The 22,556-nt window shown below is 28.3% G+C and carries 15 protein-coding genes; 12 read left to right on the top strand and 3 right to left on the bottom strand.

Annotated elements, in window-relative coordinates; translation table 11 throughout:
* Positions 1-7 precede the first annotated feature (7 nt).
* The 8 genes from psyc5s11_RS18130 to psyc5s11_RS18095 all read left to right on the top strand — a co-directional run bounded on the left by psyc5s11_RS18130 (position 8) and on the right by psyc5s11_RS18095 (position 14,054).
* Positions 8-1,333: a TolC family protein gene (locus psyc5s11_RS18130; RefSeq protein WP_224033887.1), complete on the top strand. Its 1,326-nt coding sequence runs from the start codon at positions 8-10 to the stop codon at positions 1,331-1,333.
* Positions 1,334-1,423: 90 nt separating this feature from the next.
* Positions 1,424-2,635, top strand: coding sequence for an efflux RND transporter periplasmic adaptor subunit (locus psyc5s11_RS18125; protein WP_224033886.1), 1,212 nt, complete (start codon positions 1,424-1,426; stop codon positions 2,633-2,635).
* Between the two features lie 13 nt (positions 2,636-2,648).
* Positions 2,649-5,792 (top strand): efflux RND transporter permease subunit, encoded by a 3,144-nt coding sequence (locus psyc5s11_RS18120; protein ID WP_224033885.1) that lies wholly within the window; start codon positions 2,649-2,651, stop codon positions 5,790-5,792.
* 399 nt (positions 5,793-6,191) lie between these two features.
* Positions 6,192-7,523, top strand: a complete 1,332-nt coding sequence (locus psyc5s11_RS18115; protein ID WP_224033884.1) for a methyl-accepting chemotaxis protein — start codon at positions 6,192-6,194, stop codon at positions 7,521-7,523.
* A gap of 390 nt (positions 7,524-7,913) precedes the next feature.
* Positions 7,914-10,022: a cell division protein FtsA gene (locus tag psyc5s11_RS18110; protein WP_224033883.1), complete on the top strand. Its 2,109-nt coding sequence runs from the start codon at positions 7,914-7,916 to the stop codon at positions 10,020-10,022.
* A 46-nt stretch (positions 10,023-10,068) separates the two neighbouring features.
* Positions 10,069-11,250, top strand: a complete 1,182-nt coding sequence (locus tag psyc5s11_RS18105; RefSeq protein WP_224033882.1) for a M20 metallopeptidase family protein — start codon at positions 10,069-10,071, stop codon at positions 11,248-11,250.
* 197 nt (positions 11,251-11,447) lie between these two features.
* The gene (locus psyc5s11_RS18100; RefSeq protein ID WP_224033881.1) at positions 11,448-12,422 is read left to right on the top strand and encodes an RluA family pseudouridine synthase; all 975 of its coding nucleotides are present in this window, start codon (positions 11,448-11,450) and stop codon (positions 12,420-12,422) included.
* Positions 12,423-12,434: 12 nt separating this feature from the next.
* Positions 12,435-14,054, top strand: coding sequence for a putative polysaccharide biosynthesis protein (locus psyc5s11_RS18095; protein ID WP_224033880.1), 1,620 nt, complete (start codon positions 12,435-12,437; stop codon positions 14,052-14,054).
* 62 nt (positions 14,055-14,116) lie between these two features.
* Here the strand turns inward: psyc5s11_RS18095 and spoVB are convergent, their stop codons facing one another.
* On the bottom strand, positions 14,117-15,616 hold the full coding sequence (spoVB, locus tag psyc5s11_RS18090) for a stage V sporulation protein B (RefSeq protein ID WP_224033879.1): 1,500 nt from the start codon (positions 15,614-15,616) through the stop codon (positions 14,117-14,119).
* A gap of 370 nt (positions 15,617-15,986) precedes the next feature.
* Here spoVB and psyc5s11_RS18085 point away from each other — a divergent pair, with 370 nt between their 5' ends.
* Together psyc5s11_RS18085 and psyc5s11_RS18080 are read left to right on the top strand one after the other, a co-directional pair.
* Positions 15,987-16,817 (top strand): methyl-accepting chemotaxis protein, encoded by an 831-nt coding sequence (locus psyc5s11_RS18085; protein ID WP_224033878.1) that lies wholly within the window; start codon positions 15,987-15,989, stop codon positions 16,815-16,817.
* Between the two features lie 305 nt (positions 16,818-17,122).
* Entirely contained in the window at positions 17,123-18,424 is a 1,302-nt protein-coding gene (locus psyc5s11_RS18080; protein WP_224033877.1) for a hypothetical protein, read from the top strand.
* A 74-nt stretch (positions 18,425-18,498) separates the two neighbouring features.
* Here the strand turns inward: psyc5s11_RS18080 and psyc5s11_RS18075 are convergent, their stop codons facing one another.
* Complete coding sequence (locus psyc5s11_RS18075) at positions 18,499-19,356, bottom strand: YitT family protein (protein ID WP_224033876.1); 858 nt, start codon at positions 19,354-19,356, stop codon at positions 18,499-18,501.
* A 222-nt stretch (positions 19,357-19,578) separates the two neighbouring features.
* Here psyc5s11_RS18075 and psyc5s11_RS18070 point away from each other — a divergent pair, with 222 nt between their 5' ends.
* Positions 19,579-20,133, top strand: coding sequence for a hypothetical protein (locus psyc5s11_RS18070; protein ID WP_224033875.1), 555 nt, complete (start codon positions 19,579-19,581; stop codon positions 20,131-20,133).
* Positions 20,108-21,772 carry a B12-binding domain-containing radical SAM protein gene (locus psyc5s11_RS18065; RefSeq protein ID WP_224033874.1) on the top strand — a complete coding sequence of 555 codons (1,665 nt, stop codon included), beginning with the start codon at positions 20,108-20,110 and terminating at the stop codon, positions 21,770-21,772. The genes psyc5s11_RS18070 and psyc5s11_RS18065 overlap by 26 nt, the downstream gene beginning before the upstream one ends.
* Positions 21,773-21,990: 218 nt before the next feature.
* Here psyc5s11_RS18065 and psyc5s11_RS18060 read toward each other — a convergent pair whose 3' ends face one another.
* Positions 21,991-22,365, bottom strand: a complete 375-nt coding sequence (locus psyc5s11_RS18060) for a pyridoxamine 5'-phosphate oxidase family protein (RefSeq protein WP_224033873.1) — start codon at positions 22,363-22,365, stop codon at positions 21,991-21,993.
* Between the last annotated feature and the right edge of the window lie 191 nt (positions 22,366-22,556).

The raw sequence follows: 22,556 nt of genomic DNA, 5'->3' as shown, positions 1-22,556 counted from the left end.
AATGCAAATGAGAAAAGATATAAAAAAAGTATTAACAATTGGAATTCTTCTAAGTATTATGAATAGCAGTATTGTGCCAGTATTTGCAGTAGAAAATAATGAAAAAATGAATGTGTCAAAATCAACATTATCTGATGAGAAGGCTGGATCTATTTCAACTCAATTTCAAAATGTACAAACTATTAAAGTAAAAAAAATTCTTACATTAGATAAAGCAATAGAAGGGGCTATAAATAACAGTGATAAATTAAAATTAAAGTCAAAGGAAATAAAAATGTACGAAGATAAAATGGATCTTCAAGAAAAAACTAATGATTATTATAAAGTTATTGGTCAGAAAGTATATGATTTTCCTTATGATAAGTTTGAACTTCAAGAAAAGCAAACAAAGCAATCAAAAGATTTCATGGAAGATCAAATAGCTTCAGATATTACAAATAAATATAATGATATGATTTTAAAAGAAATTGAGATAAATAAATCAAAAAGAAATCTAGAATTCAAGAAAAAAGACTTAGAGTTTATGAAAGGAAAACTAACACTCGGAATGGCAACGCCTAATCAGCTTAATGATGCACAAATTGAAATAAAATCATTACAAGATGATATAACATCAAAAGATAATTCATTAAATAACAACAAAGATTATTTTAAAGTGATAACAGATTTAGATTTAAAAAATACCTATACACTTGATTACAATGTAAATTATACAAAATTTAAAATAGCTGGTTCAGCTGATGAGTACATAGATGACAAAATTGATAAGTATGTAAAATATGATACTGAAATGTTAAAGCTGACTAAAGATTATATGAAGGATCTAAAAGATGATGGAATAAAAGACATTATGGATAAGGAAGTAGAAAAAATTCCAGACAAATCTTCTTCTGTAGCAGTAAATGCTGATGGCACTAATACATTTGATTCAGGGTCATATGCTTTAAAGTTAATAGCTTATCAACAAAATCTGCAAGAATATTATACTAAGATTAATGCTTATGGAGAATATCTAGATGGTAAATATAGCGTTAGCACCGCGCAAGTTAAACTTGATGACACAAAAAAGAATCTTAAAAATGCATTAAAGGAAAGTTATTCAACGCTTCTTGATTTAGAAAATAAAATAGATACTTTAAAAGAGCAAGTTAATTCAACAAATACAAAAGTAAGATTTGCAAAAGCACAAGTAGACATGGGATTAATGCTACAAAATGACTATGATAAACAAATTTTAGAAAATGAAGATTTAGATACCTCTCTAAGAAAACTTATTTATACCCATAACAATTTAAGAGATAGTATACAAAAACCATGGATATTAAGCAATTAAAAAATTTATGATGGAAAAATGACAAAGTATAAGCAAGAATGAGGCTATATATAATATTTTATTGTAGCTTCATGAATACAAGGAGGATATATGAATAAGAAAATATTAGTTATTTGTTTAGTACTTTTAAATCTTGTTACATTAAGTGGATGTAGTTCAGAAACTGATACAAAAGCAGATGTAAAAACTTATCCAGTTAAAACTGTAGAACTTCAAGATAAAAGTTATCCAATTTCATTAGAGTATGAAGGGTTAACAGGAGGAAGTGAAGTTAGAAAGCTTTCATTTAAAAGTTCTGCAAAAGTTTCAAAAATATATGCTTCAAAAGGTCAGTATGTAAAAAAAGGAGACAACCTTGTTGATTTAGATAAAACTGACTTGAATTTTGAAATGGAGGGAGCCAAATCTCAAATGGATGCTGCTTCAGCACAATATGATAAAGCAGTAAATGGTGCGGAGGCTGAAGATATAAACAAAGCTCAAATAGCAGTAAAGAATGCAGAAGATAATTATAAATATTGCAAAGATTTGTATGATAAAAATGTCACTTTATTTGAAATGCATGCAGTTACGCAGCAACAAATTAATGATATTAAAATCAAATTAGATGGAAGTGAAAGTGAGTTAAATGCAGCTAAGGAAACTTTAAATCAGCTTAAAAATGGAACACGAAAAGAAGATAAACAAGCGCTACTTGCTCAATTAAATGCTGCAAAAGCTAATTATGATTCAAAAGTTAATTTAGTTGAAGATGGTTCCCTTAAAGCAGATGTAGATGGTTATGTAGTAGATATTCTTTGCAAAGAAGGGGAGATGCAGTCTGCGGGCTATCCAGTTGTTTTAATTAGAAGCGAAAGCCAAGTTGTCACTGTGGGATTATCTGATAATGATGTAAAGAAAATAAAACTAGGAACAAAAGCACAAGTTAAAATAGATGATGTTACCACTGATGGAGAAGTCATGAACATAGTTCAAATGGCTGATAGTAAATCAGGAACGTATAGTGCTGAAATTAAACTTGTAAATCCTATAGATAATAGTAAATTTTACATAGGTCAATCTACAAAAGTTTATATTAATGAAGGTGAAAAGAATGGAATTTGGATTCCAATTTCAACTATTTTAAATGATGGACAAGATTATGTTTATGTAGTAGAAAATGGACATGCTGTCAAGAAAAATGTAACTTTAGGACAAACTAATGAAAATTTAGTATGTGTAGAAGGACTAAAAAGCGGAGATAATCTTGTTAATGAAGGCATGAAAAATATAAAATCTGGATATCAGGTTTCAGTAGAATAAAGGAGGAAGAATTATGGGATTAATTAATGCTGCTATAAAAAATAAAAAGATAGTATTGTTTTTAGTGTTTATTGCTATCATAAGTGGTTTGGCCTGTTACCATTACATTCCTAAGCAGGAAAGTCCAGATGTTTCATCCCCAGCAGCCATGATTACAACAATTTATCCAGGGGCTTCTCCTAAGGATGTAGAAAGTTTAGTTACAAAAAAGATTGAAGATAAGGTTGAAGAAATAGATGGATATGATTATGCTGAATCTTTTTCTCAAAATAGTGCATCTATAGTTATTGTTTACTTAAATAGTGATGCAGATAAAGATAAAGCATGGCGTAATTTGAGAGATAAAATAAAAGATTTAAAATCCGATCTTCCTAACGGTTGTCAAGAGAGTACAATAGATACAAAGCTTACTGAAACAGCAGGTATGATTTTAGGTGTATCTGGTGAAAGTTACTCTTATGAACAATTAGGAAATTATGCAGATGATATAAAGAAACAATTAAGTAATGTTAGTGGTATTTCTAGATTTGATATAAAGGGAAAGCAAGATAAACAAGTAAAAGTAGATGTAGATTTAAGCAAAATAAATAAATATTCTATTTCTCTTGAAGATGTATGCGGTGTATTACAAGCACAAAATGTAGAGATTCCTTCTGGATCTTTAGAACTCGCGACTGGAAAAATAAAAGTGCAGACACCTGGCAGCTTTACATCTCTAAAGGATATAGAAAATACAATTGTAGGAGTTTCAACAGAAACTGGACAAACTTTGAAGCTTAAAGATATAGCTAGTGTCCATATGGATTATGACGATGATTCTAATTATAAATATACTAATAATGGAGAAAATGCAGTATTAATTGCAGGGTATTTTCAAGATAATAAAAATATAGTTTTAATAGGTGATGATGTAAGGAACAAATTAAACGAAATAAAAAAACAATTACCACAGGATTTGAAGATAGAAGAGGTTACCTTCCAGCCTAAAGATGTAGATGAATCAGTTTCTTTCTTTATGAAAAACCTTGAAGAGGGTGTAATTCTTGTAGTTATAACTGTTCTAATCGGAATGGGAATTAGAAATGCACTAGTAGTATCTTCAGTAATTCCAATATCTATTGCTTTATCATTTATTGCTATGGAAGTTTTAGGAATAAAAGTACATCAAATATCAACAACGGCACTTATTATAGCATTGGGAATACTTGTAGATGATGCAATTGTAATAGGAGACGTTGTGCAAGTAGGAATTGATGAGGGACTTAGTGGAGATGAAGCGGCATTTAAAGGAATTAAAAAATTATTTGTCCCTGTATTTACATCTACATTAATTATAGTTGGTGCTTTTGCTCCTCTTTTAAGCATACCAGGATCAGTAGGAGAATTTATAAGAACACTGCCACAAGTAGTAATGATTTGTATAACTTGCTCATATATATCAGCACTATTTATAACTCCTGCTATGTCATCTTTATTTTTTAAGAAGAGTAAAGCTGTTAAGAAGGAAAATAAAATTCAAAAGTTATTTCATAAGCTTTTGACTTATGGACTTAAGCATAAAATAAAGATTGTTGTAGCATCTTTACTTGTATTTGCAGTGTCAATGGGATTAATGAATTTATTAGGTGCACAATTTTTTCCTTATGTAGATAAAAATATTATTTATGTAAATGTGTCTAATGAAAAGGTTGAAGATTTGGATAGTACAGGTAATTTAGTAAAAGAAGCAGAAGATGTTTTAAAATCACAAGAAGAAGTTACGGGTTATACTTCAGCTATAGGTGGTGGTCTGCCTAGTTTTTATATTACATTGCCTACTGTAACACCATCAAAAGATACAGCTCAAATTATGGTAAAAATAGATCTAGATAAAACTAAAAAGTTTGATACAAGGGAAAAACTTGTTGAACATATACAAAATGAATTAGATAATAAAATATCTGGAGGAGTTGCTACAGTAAAGCTTTTGGAGCAGGCAGATCCAATAGGAGCACTTGTTCGAATGCGGCTTACAGGAGATGATTTAGATAAAATTTATACTGCTTCAGAGCAAATACAAGAAAATTTAAAAAATATACCAGGAACTACAAACGTAAGAGATGATGCAGCTAAAAAGACATTTGAATATGAAGTGAATATAGATAGTACTAAAGCATCTCAATATGGTTTGCTAAAGTCTGATATTTTGAAACAAATGAACATTGCATTAAAGGGATATAACAGTTCTGTATATAGGAAAGGTGGAAGCGAATACGATATATTAGTTAAAAGTAATATATCATCAGTAGAAGATTTGAAGAATTTACAAGTAAAATCAAGTGTTACAAATAATAAGATATTGTTATCACAAGTATCAACTATAAATCTTAATTCACAGCTCGATCAAATAAAGCATTATAAGAAAGATAAGACTGTAACAGTATATAGTGATTTAAAATCAGGCTATAATTCAGCTGATATAGAAAATACAGTGAAACAAGAAATAAATAAAATGGAGTTAAATGGAGTAAATGTTCTTTATGATGGAGAGCAAAAACAAATAGAAACTAACTTCACAAGTCTTGCCATTGCTGGGGTAGTTATAATAATAATAATTTATTTAATTTTATTTGTTCAATTTAAGTCATTTATACAACCCCTTGTAATAATCTATTCTCTACCATTATCACTAATAGGAGTAATAGTAGGGTTATTAATGTGTGACATGCCTCTATCATTAACTGCTGTAATGGGAATAATAAGTTTGATTGGAGTAGTTATAAGAAATGCTATTTTGCTTGTAGAATATATAATTGAAGGTAGGCAGGAAGGTCTTTCTATAGATGAAGCTTGTATACATGCTGTAAGCTTAAGATTTAGACCTATAATATTAAGTTCAGTAGCAACTATTACAGGACTTGTACCACTTGCATTTTCTAAGAGTGCGTTATTTGGACCTATGTCTGTAACTATAATATTTGGACTTGCATCAGCTACGTTCCTTACATTTATAGTTGTCCCAGTAATGTATTCTTTAATTAATACTAAGCTTGAAGAGAGGGAAGCAAAGGAGAATAAAGTAAGTATTGAATTAGGAAATCTTTATTCAAAAATAAAGATTAAAATATTAAATATCTACGATTTATTATGTCAACATTTAAAAAACTGGAAAAAGTAGAGGCATTTAATATAAAATGTAGAATATTAATAGCTAAGTGTATAAATCTAAGATAATTAATACTATAAGTTTTGCCACGCAAGAAGAATAAAATAATCATAGAATCAGAAACAATTTAGTTTAATCTATTCAAATATAAAATATGTGGTAAATATCATATTGACAAGAACGTCTTAAATAAAATACACTGGTACTATAATACTAATTAGTGCCAGTGTTCTATTATTTATCCAATGTTTTTGGAAATATTAATTTACATGGAAAATTCTAGACTTTGTTTTCAATGAAGTTTTTATTATAAACATTAAAATAATTCACAGTAACTTTTTTAGTTTTAACCGAATTATTAAAAATTGATGTCTATACCTTATAAATTATACTATGCGAGGAGGAATATTAATGAACATAAAAGAAAAAATCGTAAATTCTACTTTGGACTCTATTAAATTCAAACTAATAATTGCTGTTGTAATTGTGCAATGCTTTAGTTCTTACATAGGACAAGCGGTAAACTTAGCTATAGCACGTGGAAGAGATGCACTAAAGGGAGTTGGCGTGGCTACTTTCTTTTTAGATGGCGCTATTGGTGTTTTTGTATCTGCCGCCATCAGCATAATAATATCAGTTTTTATAATAGTTTATATTTATGATAGGTTAGTTTTAAAGAGACTTAAAAAAGTATTGAATTTCACACAAAAGTTAGGTGATGGAGATTTATCTGGAGAGCTTAATTTTAAAGGTCATGATGATATAAGCAAGCTAGGAGAGAGCTTAAATAAAGCTGCATCAAATATAAAATTACTAGTATCAGATATAACTAATATTTCTAAAAATATCAATACTTCAAGTCATGAATTATTAGAAGGTACAAAAAGTTCTCACACAAGTATAAGTGCTATTAATTCAACTTCAGTTATACTTTCTAATGAGGCTTTAAATTTAATAGACACTACTCAAAATGCAAATTCATCAATTGAAGATATAGTGAAGACAAATCAATTACTTTTAACTAAAGTAAAAGATGGTTTAACTTCATCAACTGAAATGGAAACAAGAGCAGCACAAATGAAACTAAAAGTTTCTAGTTCACTTGAAAAAGCAAATATAACTTATAGTGAAAAACAAGAAAAGATTCTTAAAGCTATTGAAGCTGGTAAAATAGTAGAGGAAATTAAGATAATGTCTGATACAATAAAAGGTATCGCTTCTCAAACAAATCTTCTTGCATTAAATGCATCCATTGAAGCTGCAAGAGCAGGTGAACAAGGTAAAGGTTTTTCAGTTGTAGCTGAGGAAGTGAAAAAATTAGCAGAACAGTCTACAGAAGCTATTTCAAATGTAGAAAATTTAGTTACTCAAGTAAGAGAAGTTTTTGATAACCTTTCAGTAAGTTCTCAAGATATTCTAGAGTACATTGATAACAATGTTAAAGCTGATTATGAATTATTACTTGAAACAGGAGATCAATATCAAAAGGATGCAAAACTTATAAATAACATATCTACAGAAGTAACTTCATCTGCTAAAATTATGAATACATCAATTGAAGAAATTAGCAAAGTAATTGATAAGGTTGTTGATATATCAGGAAAAACTTCTGATTCTACAAGTGAAATTAATGCTAGTTTGTCAGAGATAACATCGATAATGAATGAAGTAAATAATGCTATGGAAAATCAAGTTAGTTTATCTAACGGATTAGAAAAATCTGTTGAAAAATTCACGTTATAATACTAGTTTAGGGGATATTGTGACCCTTGAAGTCATAAGTTAAATATAATCTACATACAAATAGGTGGCAGGCACCAAAATTAAGTGACTGCAAATTATTTGTGTGTAGATTATATTTTTTTATAAATATAAATAAGTCATATTTCTTGAAAGTATAAAAAAGTAATTACAGTAAACTCACAAGCTAATAGTAATATTAATAAACATTCATAGAAAAAATGAAATATATTTTAAGTCATTGTATGAAGTTGTCTTATAATATATAATTTATAGTAGATTTATGTAATTTAAAATCTAAAGCATGTGAAAGAAAATTATAAGTCAAGACACTAGTATATTGACTTGTTATTTTTAAATGGGCATGAATAAAGGAATAAAGGTTGTGTTTAGATGGAATTAAGAAGATTTAATCAAAAAGATATAATTTTTGCCTTAGATATAGGAACAAGATCTATTATAGGAACAGTAGGTATAATAAAAGATAAGAAGTTTCAAGTAGTATGTGAAAAATACTTAGAACATGAAGAAAGAGCCATGGTAGATGGTCAAATACATGATATTACTTTGGTTGCGTCTGTTGTTCAAAAAGTTAAAGCTTATCTTGAAGAAGAGCTTCAAATACAACTAAATGAAGTATCTATTGCAGCGGCAGGTAGATTTTTGAGAACAGTTGATGTAAGAGCAGATATTGAACTTAATCAAGATGAAGAAGTAGATAAAGAAATTATACGAAGTCTTGAATTAAGTGCAGTAAAAAAAGCAGAAGAAGAAATAGCAACTACAACTGAAGGAAAATTATATTGTGTTGGATATTCAGTAAAATGTTTTTATTTAAATGGTTTTTTGATATCAAATTTAATAGGGCATAAGGGTCAAAATATTGGAGCAGAAGTTATTGCAACATTCTTGCCAAGGTCTGTAATTGATTCTCTTTATTCAGTAATGAATAAGGTTAATTTAAAAGTTGTAAATTTAACCTTAGAACCAATAGCAGCCATGGAAGCTGCAATACCAAAGAGCTTAAGACTTTTAAATATTGCATTAGTAGATATCGGAGCTGGTACATCAGATATAGCAATAAGCTCTAAAGAAAGTATTTCAGCCTATGGCATGGTTCCCATGGCAGGAGATGAAATAACTGAAGCTATTGTTCAGGAATATTTAGTTGATTTTAATACTGCTGAAAATATAAAAAGAGCTATAAGTGAAGAAAAAGAAGTAACATATATTGATGTTTTGGGCCTCGAAAACACAATATTATCGGAAAATGTATTTAAATTAGTTAGTGCTATTGTTAATAAAACAGCAGAAGAGATTTCTAAGAAGGTTTTAGAATTAAATGGTGATAAAGCTCCTAGTGCTGTATTTTTAGTAGGCGGAGGAGCTCATACACCAGGTATTTTAGAAGCAATTGCAGATAAGTTGAAATTGAAACCTCAAAGAATTGCAATTAAAGATAGACAAGCAGTTACAGAATGTATCTCAGATAATATATTGGGTTCAGCTGGAGTAACTGTTCTTGGAATAGCTTTAACTGCAATACGAAGCTTAGGTAATGATTTTATTGATGTTGTTTTAAATAATGATCCAATTAGTTTATTCAATTCTCACAAACATACTATAATGGATGTGTTACTCCAAGCTGGAATAAATCCTTCATTATTAATAAGCAAAAATGGAAAAAGTATTAGATTTAATTACAATGGATCTAAAAGAATTGTTTTTGGTGAATATGGAACTAGTGCTAAAATTACAGTTAATGGAGAAGAAGCTACTCTGGAAACAGAAATTAAAGCAAATGATAATATTATATTAGAATATGCACAAAATGGAATAGATGCAGCTCCAAAATTATATGAGCATATTAGAAATGTAAATTCAATTTCAATTTATTTAGATGGAGAAATTATAAATATTGATCCAGTAATACTTGTTAATGGAAAAAGAGAAGATTTAAACTATATAATAAACAATGGTGATGAAATACAAGTGCTTTTACCTTGCAATGGGTCTGATTTTAAGAAATATATATTAAAAGAAGAAGTGACTTTATTAAAGGATGAAATTGTGTTAGAAGATAAGTACGAAATTTCAGAGGGAGATCATATTATCAGAGAAATTAAAATTCTAGAGGAAATTGAAGCTGTAGAAGAGAGTATGGTTTCAGAAAAACAAATAGAAAATATAACAAAAGATAATAATTATAAAAGTATAGAAATTGACAGTACAAATAATTTAAAAAAAATAGATGTTACAGAGCAAGAAGAGATAGCTGTTACTATAGAAGAATTTTCTGGTATAACAGTAAATATAAATGGAGAAAAGACGACATTAAACGGTAAAATACAATACGTAATTGTAGATATTTTTGATTATATTGATTTTGATTTAACAATACCAAAGGGAATAATTAATTTAACTTTAAATGGAGAAAAATCATCATATACAGCAAAAATAAAAGATGGTGATATAATAGAAGTTTTTTGGAGTAATATATAGATTTAGTTAATAAGGCACAATCAAAAATTATGGAGGAAATAAAAAAGTGATAGATTTTAAAGAAGAAGCTAATCTTATAAAAGAGGAACTTATAAAAATAAGAAGAGATTTACATGAACATCCTGAACTTGGATTTGAAGAAGTTAGAACATCTAAAGTTATTAAGGATTTCTTGAAAGCAAATGAAATTCCGTATATTGAAGTAGCCCAAACAGGTGTATGTGGAATTATAAAAGGGACAAAAGAAGGAAAGAATAAAGCTGTAGCAATGCGCGGAGATATAGATGCGCTTCCTATTCACGATATGAAAACTTGTGAATTTAAGTCTAAGATTGACGGCAAGATGCATGCTTGTGGACATGATGCTCATACAACAATACTTATGGGTGCGGGAAAGCTATTAAATAACAATAAAGATAAATTTTCAGGAACTGTAAAGTTATTATTTGAACCAGCAGAGGAAACTACAGGTGGAGCAACTCCTATGATAAATGCAGGGGTACTTGAAAATCCAAAGGTTGATTGTATTCTTGGACTTCATGTGGATGAAGAAACAGAATGTGGCACTATAAAAATAAAAAAAGGAGTAGTTAATGCTGCATCTAATCCATTTACTATAAAAATAACAGGTCAAGGAGGACACGGAGCATCGCCTCATACAACTGTTGATCCTATAGTTATAGCAAGTCATATTGTAATAGCACTTCAAACAATAGTAAGTAGAGAAGTAGCGCCTGTAAATCCAATTGTTATAACTGTTGGAACTTTGAATTCAGGGACAGCTCAAAATATTATTCCTGGAGAAGCTACGTTAAGTGGAATGATAAGAACTATGACAAAGGAAGATAGGGCATTTGCTATAAAAAGATTAAATGAAATTGTAGATGGAATTGCAATTATGTCAAGAGCGAAGGCAGAAATAAGTGTAACTGAAAGTTATCCTTGTCTTTATAATAATGATGAATTTGTAGATTTAATACATGATAGTGCAACTGAAGTTTTAGGGAGGGAAAATGTTTTAGAGCAAAGAGCACCTAAGATGGGGGTTGAAAGTTTTGCATATTTCGCAAATGAAAGACCATCAGCATTCTATTTCTTAGGATCTGGGAACAAAGAAAAGAATACTACAGAACCTGCTCATAGCAACTTATTTAATATAGATGAAGATTGCCTAAACATTGGAGTTTCTATTCAAGCTTTAGCAGCATTCAACTATCTAACAAAGTAGTTTCAATTGACAATGTACAATTGACAATGTACAATTGACAATTAAGGAACAAATCCTTTCGGGATTTGAAACAATTAGAAAATAAGAAATGCCTTGGCATTTCTATATGAAATAATACAATTTCCAAAGGGAATTGTATCACAATTGTTCATTGTTAACTGTCAATTGTGCATTGAAAAAATTAGGAGTGATTATATTTGAAAATAGAAATAGGGCCAAATGAAGCAGGCCAAAGATTAGATAAATTTTTAAGAAAATTGTTAAAGGATGTACCTTTAAGTGCAATTTTTAAAGCTTTAAGAAAAAAAGACATAAGAGTTAATGGTGCAAAGCAAAATGAAAAGTACTTCTTAGTAGAAGGCGATATAGTAGAAATTAAATACATACAAAGTAAAAAAGAAGATAAAACAGAGAAATTTATTAAGGTTGATCCAAAAGGAATTAAAATTGCATATGAAGATGAAAATATGTTAGTACTAGAGAAATGGATAAATGTATTAGTTCATTCAGATAGTAATACTAGTAAAGAACCAACGCTTACAGATTTTGTTCTTTCATATTTGAATGATAAAGGAGATTATATACCAGAAAACGAATTGACATTCACTCCAGCAGCATGTAATAGATTAGACAGAAATACATCAGGTTTAATTATTTTTGGAAAGAGTTTCGACGGATTAAAGTGTATAAATGAAGCAATTAGAGAAGATGAAATAAGAAAACATTATTATACTTTAGCAAAAGGTAAAGTAAGAGATGGTCTTTATGAAGGATATATAGTAAAAAACCTTGAAACTAATATATCAACAGTACATGATACAGAAGTTAAGAATTCTAAAAGAATAGCAATGGAAATAAATGTAGTAGAAACTAATGGTGCATATTCATTCTTAGATATTAATTTAATTACAGGAAGAAGTCATCAAATAAGAGCACATTTGGCACATTTGGGAAATCCAATAATTGGGGACAATAAATATGGAGATAAGAAATTAAATTCATTTTTTGAAAATAAATATGGATTAAACTATCAATATTTATATGCTTATAAATTAATTTTTAGAAATATTAATGATAAGCTAAGTTATTTAAAGAATAAGACCATAGCAGTAGCAATACCTCCAATATTAAAAAAAATAAAACAAGATGTGTTTAAATTCTCAATTAGATAGGAGAGGTAATTTATGGAAGAGAGATCAGCCCAAAGTAGTAGTAATAGAGGCTTTTTAATTCTTTCAATAGCAGGTCTTTTAACTAAAGTAATATCAGTTTTTTATATACCTCTACTTCAAAGAATAATAGGTCTTGATGGATATGGAATATACCAAAATTGCTATGAAGTTTTCTTATTTGCATATGCAGTTACAAATCTTGGAACTCAGCCAGCTATTGCAAAAGTAGTTGCAGAACTTACAGCACTCGGAAAACCCAATGATGCTGTAAGAGCTCTTAAAATATCGAGGACTCTTTTAGCTTTAGTAGGTGCAACATTAACTATATTTTTAATGTTATTTGCATTTCCAATTGGAAACCTAATTAAAAATCCAGCAGCATCTTATGGAATTTTAATGCTAGCACCAAGTATATTTGTTACATCAATTTTATCCTCTTATAGAGGATATTTTCAAGGTAGAAATAGCATGACAGCTATAGCTGTCTCTCAAGTGTTAGAACAAGTTATAAATATTTTAATTAGTTTAACTTGTGCATTCTTTTTAGTGAAAATAAGTATTGCATATGGTAGTGCGGGAGGTACTATTGGTACTTCAATAGGTGCTTTTGTTGCATGTCTTTATATGGTTTATATTTATGGGAAGAAAAAGTTTGAAGAAGATTCTGTAGAAGCTCAAGGTACAAACAAAAGAGTAAGAACTAAACACATAATTAAAAAATTAATAAAATATGGACTACCAATTACTTTATGTTCAGGGCTTCAAAATTTCGGTAGCCTTGTAGATATGGTAAATGTAAATAGCAGGTTAGCAGTTGCAGGTTTTAATATGCAACAATCTCAAGTTCTTTATGGAGTTCTTGGGAGATATAAAACTTTACTATCAGTTCCACTTATAATTGTAACAGCCCTTGGGACAACCGTGTTACCAGCAGTAGTAACAGCTATGGCATTAAAGGATAAAAAAGAAGTAAGAAGAAAAACAACTTTTGCCTTTAGAATAACTTTTATAATAACAATACCAGCAGCGATAGGTCTTTCGGCCCTTGGAAGCGAAGTTTTTGAATTGTTATATGGAACAGAACAAGGCTTTGAACTTATGGTAATAGGTTCCGTAGTACTGATTCTTATGGCAGTTGTACAAATACAAACTGTAATACTTCAAAGTATGAATAAACTTTATTTTGTTCTTGGAACTTTTATAATAGGTATAGCTTTAAAAGTAATTGCTAATTATATTTTAGTAGGAATGCCAAGTATAAATATTTTAGGTGTTGTTGCAGGAAACTTTTTATGGTTTGCAATACCAATGTTTTTAAATCAAATAAAATTAAAAAAAGTTCTTAGAGTAAAAATTCCTATGTTTAGAAGTATAATTAAACCACTTATTGCATCAGTAATAATGGCAGGAGCGATATTTGGACTAAAAAAATTTGTATTAATTTTAATGGTGTTAACAAATGGAAGTATTATGCTAAAAGGAGTTACAACTCTATTGATTATTGCTATAGGAGGGCTTGTTTATTTATACTTAATGTTGGTTTTGGGTGGAATTAAAAAGAGTGATATAGATAGCATATCACCTAGAATATTTAAATTATTACCTAGATTTTTAAGAATGAAACTTAAATAAAATAATAAAAAATAGAAGATATATTTAGCCTAAGATTTGGGCTGAATATATCTTTTGTTTTTTTAACCCTCATTTTCCCCAAGTGTTCCAAGATAGGTGAATATTAAGAAAACAAGTCCTATTACCATAAAATTATTTATTATTAGAGAGTTTGTGAATATGTGTTTTGAAAATATGTTTATAATTAAGAAAGTTAGAAGACCAAGTAATAAATATATTATTACATTTAATTTGTTTAAATTAAGGTCAATATGTTTATTGACTTCGTACATATTAAGAATGAGTCCAACTGTGCAGGCTATGAACATGGTTAAGCTATATCCAAAGATATTAATTGAAGGAATTGCAGTAAATATGTATAAACATATTAATTCAATTATAGCCTCAATTAATGAGTTTCTAAGAATTATACCTTGTCTATTAAGCCCATTTAATATTCCAAACATTGTCACTGCAGGAAATAATATTGGAGCAGCAAGTGAAGCAAATCTAATATATGATCCTAAATCATTTCTACCATAAAACATTTGGCCTAAGGAATCTGGAATTATACTACAAATTATTGTAGTTGATATGCCAAGTAAGAATGCAAATTTAATGACTTTTTTTATTCTAATAGAAGCCTCATATTGTTTGCCTAAAACTAAAGTTTGAGAAAGATCTGGAATTAGCAATGTGTTAATTGTAGAAACTATAATTAAAGGTATTACTATTATACTTAAAGCCATTCCATTATATCGTCCTATCATACTTAAAGCCTCACTATAACTAAAGCCAGAAATAAGTAATCGCCTCGGAACAATTAACGTCGCAAGGGTGCCTAAAATATTAGTCAAAAATCCATTCATAAGAAGAGGCATAGAAATAATCACTACATCAAAAAGAAGCTGAAATCCGCCTTCGCACTTTTCATAAGAAATAATCATTTTCTTTATGGAATATTTATAATAAATAAATAGGAAAAATAAGCTTTGAAATTCACCTATACATAATGCAACAGTAGCTAAGGTTACCATACTTTCAAGGGTTTGAGCTTGAGTTAAGAAAATAAGCAAGCTTACAGTTATAATTCGCATAGCTTTTTCAAAAATATCAATTATAGCTGGTACTGTAATTTTAGAAGTTCCATAAAAATATCCTTTAAGTATGTTTGAAATAGCAATACATACCATAGCAGGGCAAATGACTCTAATAGCATCGATAGTTCGAATATCATTGACACCATATTTTCCTATTAGTGGAGCTGAAAAAAATACTATAATACCTATTAAAAATGCCCAAGATATATTAAACAGTGAAATAACTCTGATAGTTTTTACTATATTATTATGTTCACCTTTTTGATTGTAGACAGCAGTTATTTTTGAAATAGATGCAACTATTCCAGCAGTCATAAGACATATAAATAAATTGTAAATAGGCATAACTAAATTATAAAGCCCCATTCCTTCTGCCCCTAAAACTTTAGAAAGATATATGTTAAATATAAAACCAAGTATGCCTGTAGTTACATTTGATGCTACCAGTAAAAAAGAATTCTTTAAAAAGTTATCTTTATCCAAAGTTCATTCACTCCTTTAAATTACTATAAAGCATATTCAACATAAGCTTTAAATATGCACATATAAAAAGAGTGCGAAGCACAATCAGGAACTTCTCACATATAAAAAGATTCGCACATATAAAAAAAGTGCGTCAGCACAACCAAGAACTTAATTAAGCACAATTAGGAACTTATCACATATAAAAAGAGTGCAAAGTACAATTAGGAACTTATGCACCTATAAAATTTGTGACTAAAATACAAAACTATACAAAATGTCACAAAACTATACAAAGTGTCACAATAGTTTACAAGATAACTAAAAAAAGATATAATTATATATAACCTAAATTATAAAATAAAGATAGTATTATAAGGAGGAGAAGATATTGAATAAAATTTCGGACAATGATATGATAAATTTTTTCTACAATGCAATACCATCTATAGAAGTTCTTTTTGATGAGGATATATCAATGGCATTAACTGATACTGAAAAATATATATATACAAAATATAGTGAAAATCTAGTATTAAGCGCAAAAGAAGGTGAGTTAATTCCTGAGGGAGGAGCTATAATTGAGGTACTAAGAACTGGAAAGAATATAATAAAAGAAGTACCAGAACATGTATATGGAACTGCGTTTAAATCATTTGCAATTCCAATAAAAGAAGAAAATAAGATTGTTGGTGTTTTTGTAGTAGCAAAAAGTTTAGCTAAGAAAAATACTGTAATGAATATTACAAAAAATTTGTCGGAATCTCTTTCTCAAATATCAATAGGTATTAATGAAGTTGCTCAAGGAGTACAGGAATTAGCCACTATGAATCAAGAGTTGTTGATGGAAACTAAAGAGGCTAACGAAAGAACAGCAGATACTGATGAGATATTGACATTTATTCAAGGGGTTTCTTCACAAACTAATCTTTTGGGATTGAATGCTGCAATTGAAGCAGCAAGAGCTGGAGAAGCAGGAAGAGGATTTAATGTTGTTGCACAAGAAATTAGAAAATTATCTAATTCTTCAAATGAATCTATTAAAAAGATTGATTCTGTTATAAAGCATATTTCATCATCAATAAATAGTATAAATAGTAGTTTAACCAAATCAAATGATGTTTCTCAAAATCAATCAGCTGCATTAGAAGAGATAGCGGCAGCTATTTCGGAATTAAATTCTACAGCTAAAACATTAGGTGAATTAGCGAATAAGTTATAATTAAATTTAGGTATAGATAAGTGTTGCATATGGATAAAAGTTAATAATAAATATAAAGTATAGAGGATAATAATTTACTGAAAGCAATGTAAATTATTATCCTCTATATTGTTTGGCGCTTCGCCTGGCACAAAATATACTCAGAAGCTTTGGCTTGCTATTTTATTTCAACCCCCTAAGCAAGAGTTTTAAAGAGAGGTATTATTTAATCATCTTTAGAATATAAATTTAATAGAGAAATTATAGCTCATACATAATATATATATTAAGTTACTTTTTAATTAAAATAGTAAGGGGAGAGTGAAGTGAAAAGGTTTCTAAAATTCTTAATTATTTCAATTGTAATTGTTGTTTTAGCCTTTGGAGTATTCAAATTTTCTAATCAATATAAAATGAGTATTTTGAAAAATAATATTAGTTGGAGTGTGGCGTGCAAGAATTGTAAGGATTCTGTAGCTTTTGATAAAGATGGAAATAATAATACGTATATTGCTTATGATAATTATATTAAGGCTATTAAAGATGATGGAAGAGAAGAAATACTACTACAAAATAAAGAATTAAAAATAGAAAATGTAATCTTTTATAAAAATAAATTATATTTTATTTCTAAAGATAATTTGTATAAGTTTGATTTAGAAAATAGAAATTTAAAATCAATTTTAGGAAACATACCTTCTGAAGGAAAGTATTTAGATAGAAATTTAATTATAAAAGATTCAAAGTTACTTTTATCTATAGGAAGTGTTACTAATTCAGGGATAGCTTCATATGAAAATGACTATTCTTTAGATAAAATTCCTTATGATAAAAGTTCAATAGATATAACATTAAATGGATTTAATTATGGGGAAAAGAAAACAGGTGCATTTATGCCTTATGGAAATTCGTCTGAAGAAGGACAAAGGGTAAGAGCAGAAAATTTAGCAAATGCCTGCGTAGTTGAAATAAATTTAGATGATAATAGGGCATTGTTATATGCTTCAGGAATAAGAAATATTAAAGGTTGGGACTTAGATAGTGAAGGGAAATTAATTGGAATTGTTGGAGGCATGGAGAACAATAGCGACAGACCAATAAATAGAGATTTTGATTATCTGTATAAAATAGATAAAGGAAAGTGGTATGGCTGGCCAGACTTTAGTGGTGGTGACCCTATAAATTCACCTAGATTTAAAGGTGAAAAATTGGTTTCAACACTTATTGCAAATCCTCCAAATAAAATTGTTTCTGCTCCTATTCACCAATATTCAGATGTTGGAGTCATAAAGTATTTGGCTATAGATAAAGAAGGAAGAATATTAGATAAGAATACAAAAGTTTATTTTGATAGCAAAGAAAATGTTATAGCAGCAATAAACACTGACAGTATTATAGCTGATTTATTAAAATTAAAAGATCAAAGCAAGGTAAGTGGAATAAGATATTCAGAAGGTGACATTTATATATTAGATAGTGGAATAGGTTGCATTTATAAATTGCAGTCAAATAATCTTAATGCAAAATTTAATCTTCCAAGGTCAATCTGGATATTTATAGGCGTGTTTTTATTTATATTAACTTGTTTAGTAACAATGAAAGTCTATTTAAAAAATAAAAAGCTATGAAGAAAATCATACTGAGTGACATTATAAGACACTTACATTTCTGTAAGTGTCTTATATAAATTTTATAGTAAATGTTAATGTATTGCTTTTTTTGCATACTTTTTACCAGTACCTTCAACGCTTGTGATTGTAATTAGAGCATGTTCATCAAAATCAGATACAATATTTTTTAATTTTGCCACCTCGAGCCTTGATATAACTACATAGATAACATCTGTTTCATAACCACTATAAGCACCTTTTCCATCTAATAAAGTAATTCCTCTGCCAAGCCTATCCATTATTGCTTTAGAAATATCACTATTCTTATCAGAAACAATAATTACCGCTTTTGATTCTTCAAGACCTTCAACAGTTATATCTATAGTCTTAAATGCAATAAAATATGCTATTAAAGAATACATGGCCCTATCCCAACCAAATAAAAAACCTGAAATTCCTAATATAAAGAAATTAATAAACATAACTATTTCTCCAATAGAAAATGCACTTTTTTTTTCTAGAAGAATAGCAACAATTTCTGTTCCATCCAAAGAACCACCATTTCTTATAATTAAACCTACACCCACTCCTAATATAATGCCTCCAAATATAGTGGCTAGAAGTGTATCTTGTGTTACACCTGAAACCGGATGTAGTAAAGTTACACCTATTGAAAAACATATTACTGAAAATATAGTTGAAAGAGCAAAGGTCTTACCTATTTGTCTGTAACCTATAATTACAAAAGGTAAATTTAATACCACTATAAATACCCCTAATTGAATACTGGTTAAGTGACTTGCCATTATTGATATTCCAGTTATTCCACCATCAATTATATTATTAGGTATTAAAAATATTTCAAGAGCCATTGCTGCTAAAATTGAGCCTAATATCATAAAGAAGACTCTACTAAGTTTAATTAAAATTTTGTTGCTTTTTTTTGTCATCTAATTCCTCCCTTGTTTAAATAAGATATTTAATACGTTGTTAAATGTATATCACTTAAATTATAACATGGAGTCAAACACTATATTTCTACTAATTCAAATGTTTTCACTTTATTAACTTTTCGAGATATATTCATTATTATGGAAATAAATGTTAAAATATATTTATAAAGTAATTTTTGGATATGAGCTAAATTTAATTAATAAGATGGAGGGGACGTTATGGGGAAAACATTAGTAATTGATTTGGAAGATGTTATTTTGGAAGGAGATATATTAGATGTTGGAGAAAAAAACTTTGGGATTATATATAATATATCAAAGGAAGCGGAGGACGAATTATCTTTAGATTATGTATCTAGTGATACTAAGATAGAATTGAAAGAACGAAAATATGATGCATGCACATTTTTCTTTGATTTAAACAAGATATGGACTAGCATAGAAAAAGAAAAATTAATTAAGGAAATAAGTTCATATTTAAAAGAATTTGGCGAAATATTTATTTGGGATATAAATAAGGAAAGGGGAAAGGTGTTTAATAATAAAATAAAGGTTATATTGCCTAATGAGAAAATTAAAGAATTTACATTTAGAAATTTAAATGTCCTTTTAAGCTCAAATATTGAAGAAATAAAAAAAATCCTTGAAAAATATTTCGAAATAGAGGAAACTAAAGCATGGGAAGATGTTTTTTTTATAAAAGGCAAAAAAATAGGCACAAAAGTTAACGAAGAGGAGAAAATTAAATATGAAGGTACTGATTACAGCAATTGATTCTAAATTTATTCACAGCAATTTAGCTGTTAGATATTTGAAGAATTTTACAAAGGATCTTGATTATGAAGCTAAGATAAAAGAATTAACTATAAATGATAGAGAAGAAAGAATATTAGAAGAAATAATTAAAGAAAAGCCAGATATTGTTGCATTTTCAACTTATATTTGGAATGTTGAACTTATTTCAAGAGTTTCTAATTTAATAAAACGAGTAAATCCCAAAATAGAAATTCTTTATGGTGGACCAGAAGTTTCTTTTGATTCAAGAACTTTTCTTAATAACAATGTAGGAGAATATGTTATTGAGGGGGAAGGCGAAAAAAGTTATAGAGATTTTATTTTATATAAACTAGGAAAAATAAAATTAGAAAATGTTAAGGGGCTTCATTATAAAGTTGACAACGTAGTTTATTCTAATGAAAAGCGACCACTTATGTCTATGGATGAAATAGCATTTCCCTATGAAGAAGATGAAGATCTAAGTAATAAAATTGTATATTATGAAGCTTCAAGGGGTTGCCCGTTTAATTGTAAATATTGCCTTTCATCTACAAGTCATGGAGTTAGATTTTTAGATATTGATAGAGTTTTAAATGACTTAATGTATTTTATAAATAAAAAAGTTAGATTAGTCAAATTTGTTGATCGTACATTTAATTGCAATTCTAAATTTGCTATGGCAATATGGGACTTCTTAATAAAACAAGATACAAATACTCAATTTCATTTTGAAATATCAGCAGATATATTAAAGGATGAAGAAATAAAACTTTTAGCAAATGCTCCAAAGGGGAGATTTAGATTTGAAGTTGGAGTACAAACAACAAATGATGATGTTTTAAAAAATATAAATAGATTTGTTAATTTTAGTGATATAAAAGAAAAAGTTTTAGAAATTGAGTCATTAAAAAATATAGACCAGCATTTAGATTTGATAGCAGGACTTCCAGGAGAAGATTATGACTCTTTTAAAAAGTCTTTTAATGATATGTATGAAATAAAACCAGAGGAAATCCAACTTGGCTTTTTAAAACTATTAAAAGGTTCTTCTATGAGAGAAGAATCAGATAAATACGGAATGGAATATTCACCATATCCACCATATGAAATTTTGAAAACAGATAAGCTCTCATATGAAGAGCTGTTAAAGCTTAAAAAAGTAGAAGAGATGGTAGATAAATATTATAATTCTCTAAAATTTAATTACATAATTAAATATTTTGAGGGAAAATTTGAGAAACCTTTTGATTTTTATTATAGTTTAGGAATGTTCTTTGAAAATAAAGGATACTTTAATAGAAATATTGGGAATGCAGAGTATTATAAAGTATTTTTAGATTTTAATGAAACTGTATTAAATGATAGTAATAAATATTTAAATGAAATAGTTAGATTTAATTATTTAATATTTAACAAAAAACGTGGATTACCAGAGTTTTTAAGAAGTGATATGGAAAAAGAAGAAGAAAAGAGCATTAAAGAAAAACTAAGAGAACAATATTCATTTAAAGAATATCATTTGGAAAAATTCGGTATCAATTTAGAAAAGTATATTTCAAGCAATGAGACAATAGAAGAAGATTCATATTATGTGTTTAACAATAATAATGAGTATGTTTATTTGCAGAATATATAAAGTTTCACTTATATATTCAAGGGGCACAATGTCCAGGAGTGTGCAGCCGCTATCTCACAATTGAAGAAAAGCAGATATGCCAAATTTTAAATTTGGCATAGTCGCTTTAATTTCTTTAATATTGTTGAAAAAATCTTTAAGATATACGATGATTAATATTTTATTATATTTCAAAGTTTTTTTGACAGAGCGTTAGATTAGTTAATAAAATACAAAATTTAAAGCATTTGCTTTGCTGATGTAACTGTTATCTCTAAAACCCTAGTTAAAAAAGAAAACTTTTTCTTCATCATATCAAATTCTGAACCTGATGCGAGGTATTTTGCAGTACCTTCAATGGCGAAGCCTGTTCCTTGGTAATCTTTATAACCTAAAACTTCTTTACTACCTAAAGCAATCTTTACTTTATTATTTTGATTTACATTTTTTTCTGTTCTATTCATTGCATATGCAGGAATTAAAATTCTTTCATCAGATGTTACAACTAAATATGAGTTCCAAGTGTTAACCATATGTGGTTCATCTACCCCCCATGATACTATTGAAACCACACCTTCTTTTTTTATTACATCAAAAAACTTATCTGTAAGCATTATATATTTCCTCCTAAAAATTTATTAAACAATACATATAATTATTGTGGATAATGAATATCGTGGATAAGCATTGTCTATAATTATTATATGTTGGCTTTTTAGAAAAGTCAATAACTAATAAGTATATTAAGGATAAATATTATCTATAATTAAATCGTATATATTGACTAATAAAAAATAATGAAGTA

It is taken from the genome of Clostridium gelidum, from assembly GCF_019977655.1.
Taxonomy (GTDB): Bacteria; Bacillota; Clostridia; order Clostridiales; family Clostridiaceae; genus Clostridium; species Clostridium gelidum.
The sequence above is the reverse complement of the archived record's forward strand: the minus strand, read 5'-3'. Positions and strand labels throughout refer to the sequence as shown.

Excerpts from the sequence above, each read along its gene's own strand:
- psyc5s11_RS18130 (WP_224033887.1), top strand. The coding sequence starts at position 8 with ATGAGAAAAGATATAAAAAAAGTATTAACAATTGGAATTCTTCTAAGT.
- psyc5s11_RS18125 (WP_224033886.1), top strand. The coding sequence starts at position 1,424 with ATGAATAAGAAAATATTAGTTATTTGTTTAGTACTTTTAAATCTTGTT.
- psyc5s11_RS18120 (WP_224033885.1), top strand. The coding sequence starts at position 2,649 with ATGGGATTAATTAATGCTGCTATAAAAAATAAAAAGATAGTATTGTTT.
- psyc5s11_RS18115 (WP_224033884.1), top strand. The coding sequence starts at position 6,192 with ATGAACATAAAAGAAAAAATCGTAAATTCTACTTTGGACTCTATTAAA.
- psyc5s11_RS18110 (WP_224033883.1), top strand. The coding sequence starts at position 7,914 with ATGGAATTAAGAAGATTTAATCAAAAAGATATAATTTTTGCCTTAGAT.
- psyc5s11_RS18095 (WP_224033880.1), top strand. The coding sequence starts at position 12,435 with ATGGAAGAGAGATCAGCCCAAAGTAGTAGTAATAGAGGCTTTTTAATT.
- psyc5s11_RS18075 (WP_224033876.1), bottom strand. The coding sequence starts at position 19,356 with ATGACAAAAAAAAGCAACAAAATTTTAATTAAACTTAGTAGAGTCTTC.
- psyc5s11_RS18070 (WP_224033875.1), top strand. The coding sequence starts at position 19,579 with ATGGGGAAAACATTAGTAATTGATTTGGAAGATGTTATTTTGGAAGGA.
- psyc5s11_RS18065 (WP_224033874.1), top strand. The coding sequence starts at position 20,108 with ATGAAGGTACTGATTACAGCAATTGATTCTAAATTTATTCACAGCAAT.
- psyc5s11_RS18060 (WP_224033873.1), bottom strand. The coding sequence starts at position 22,365 with ATGCTTACAGATAAGTTTTTTGATGTAATAAAAAAAGAAGGTGTGGTT.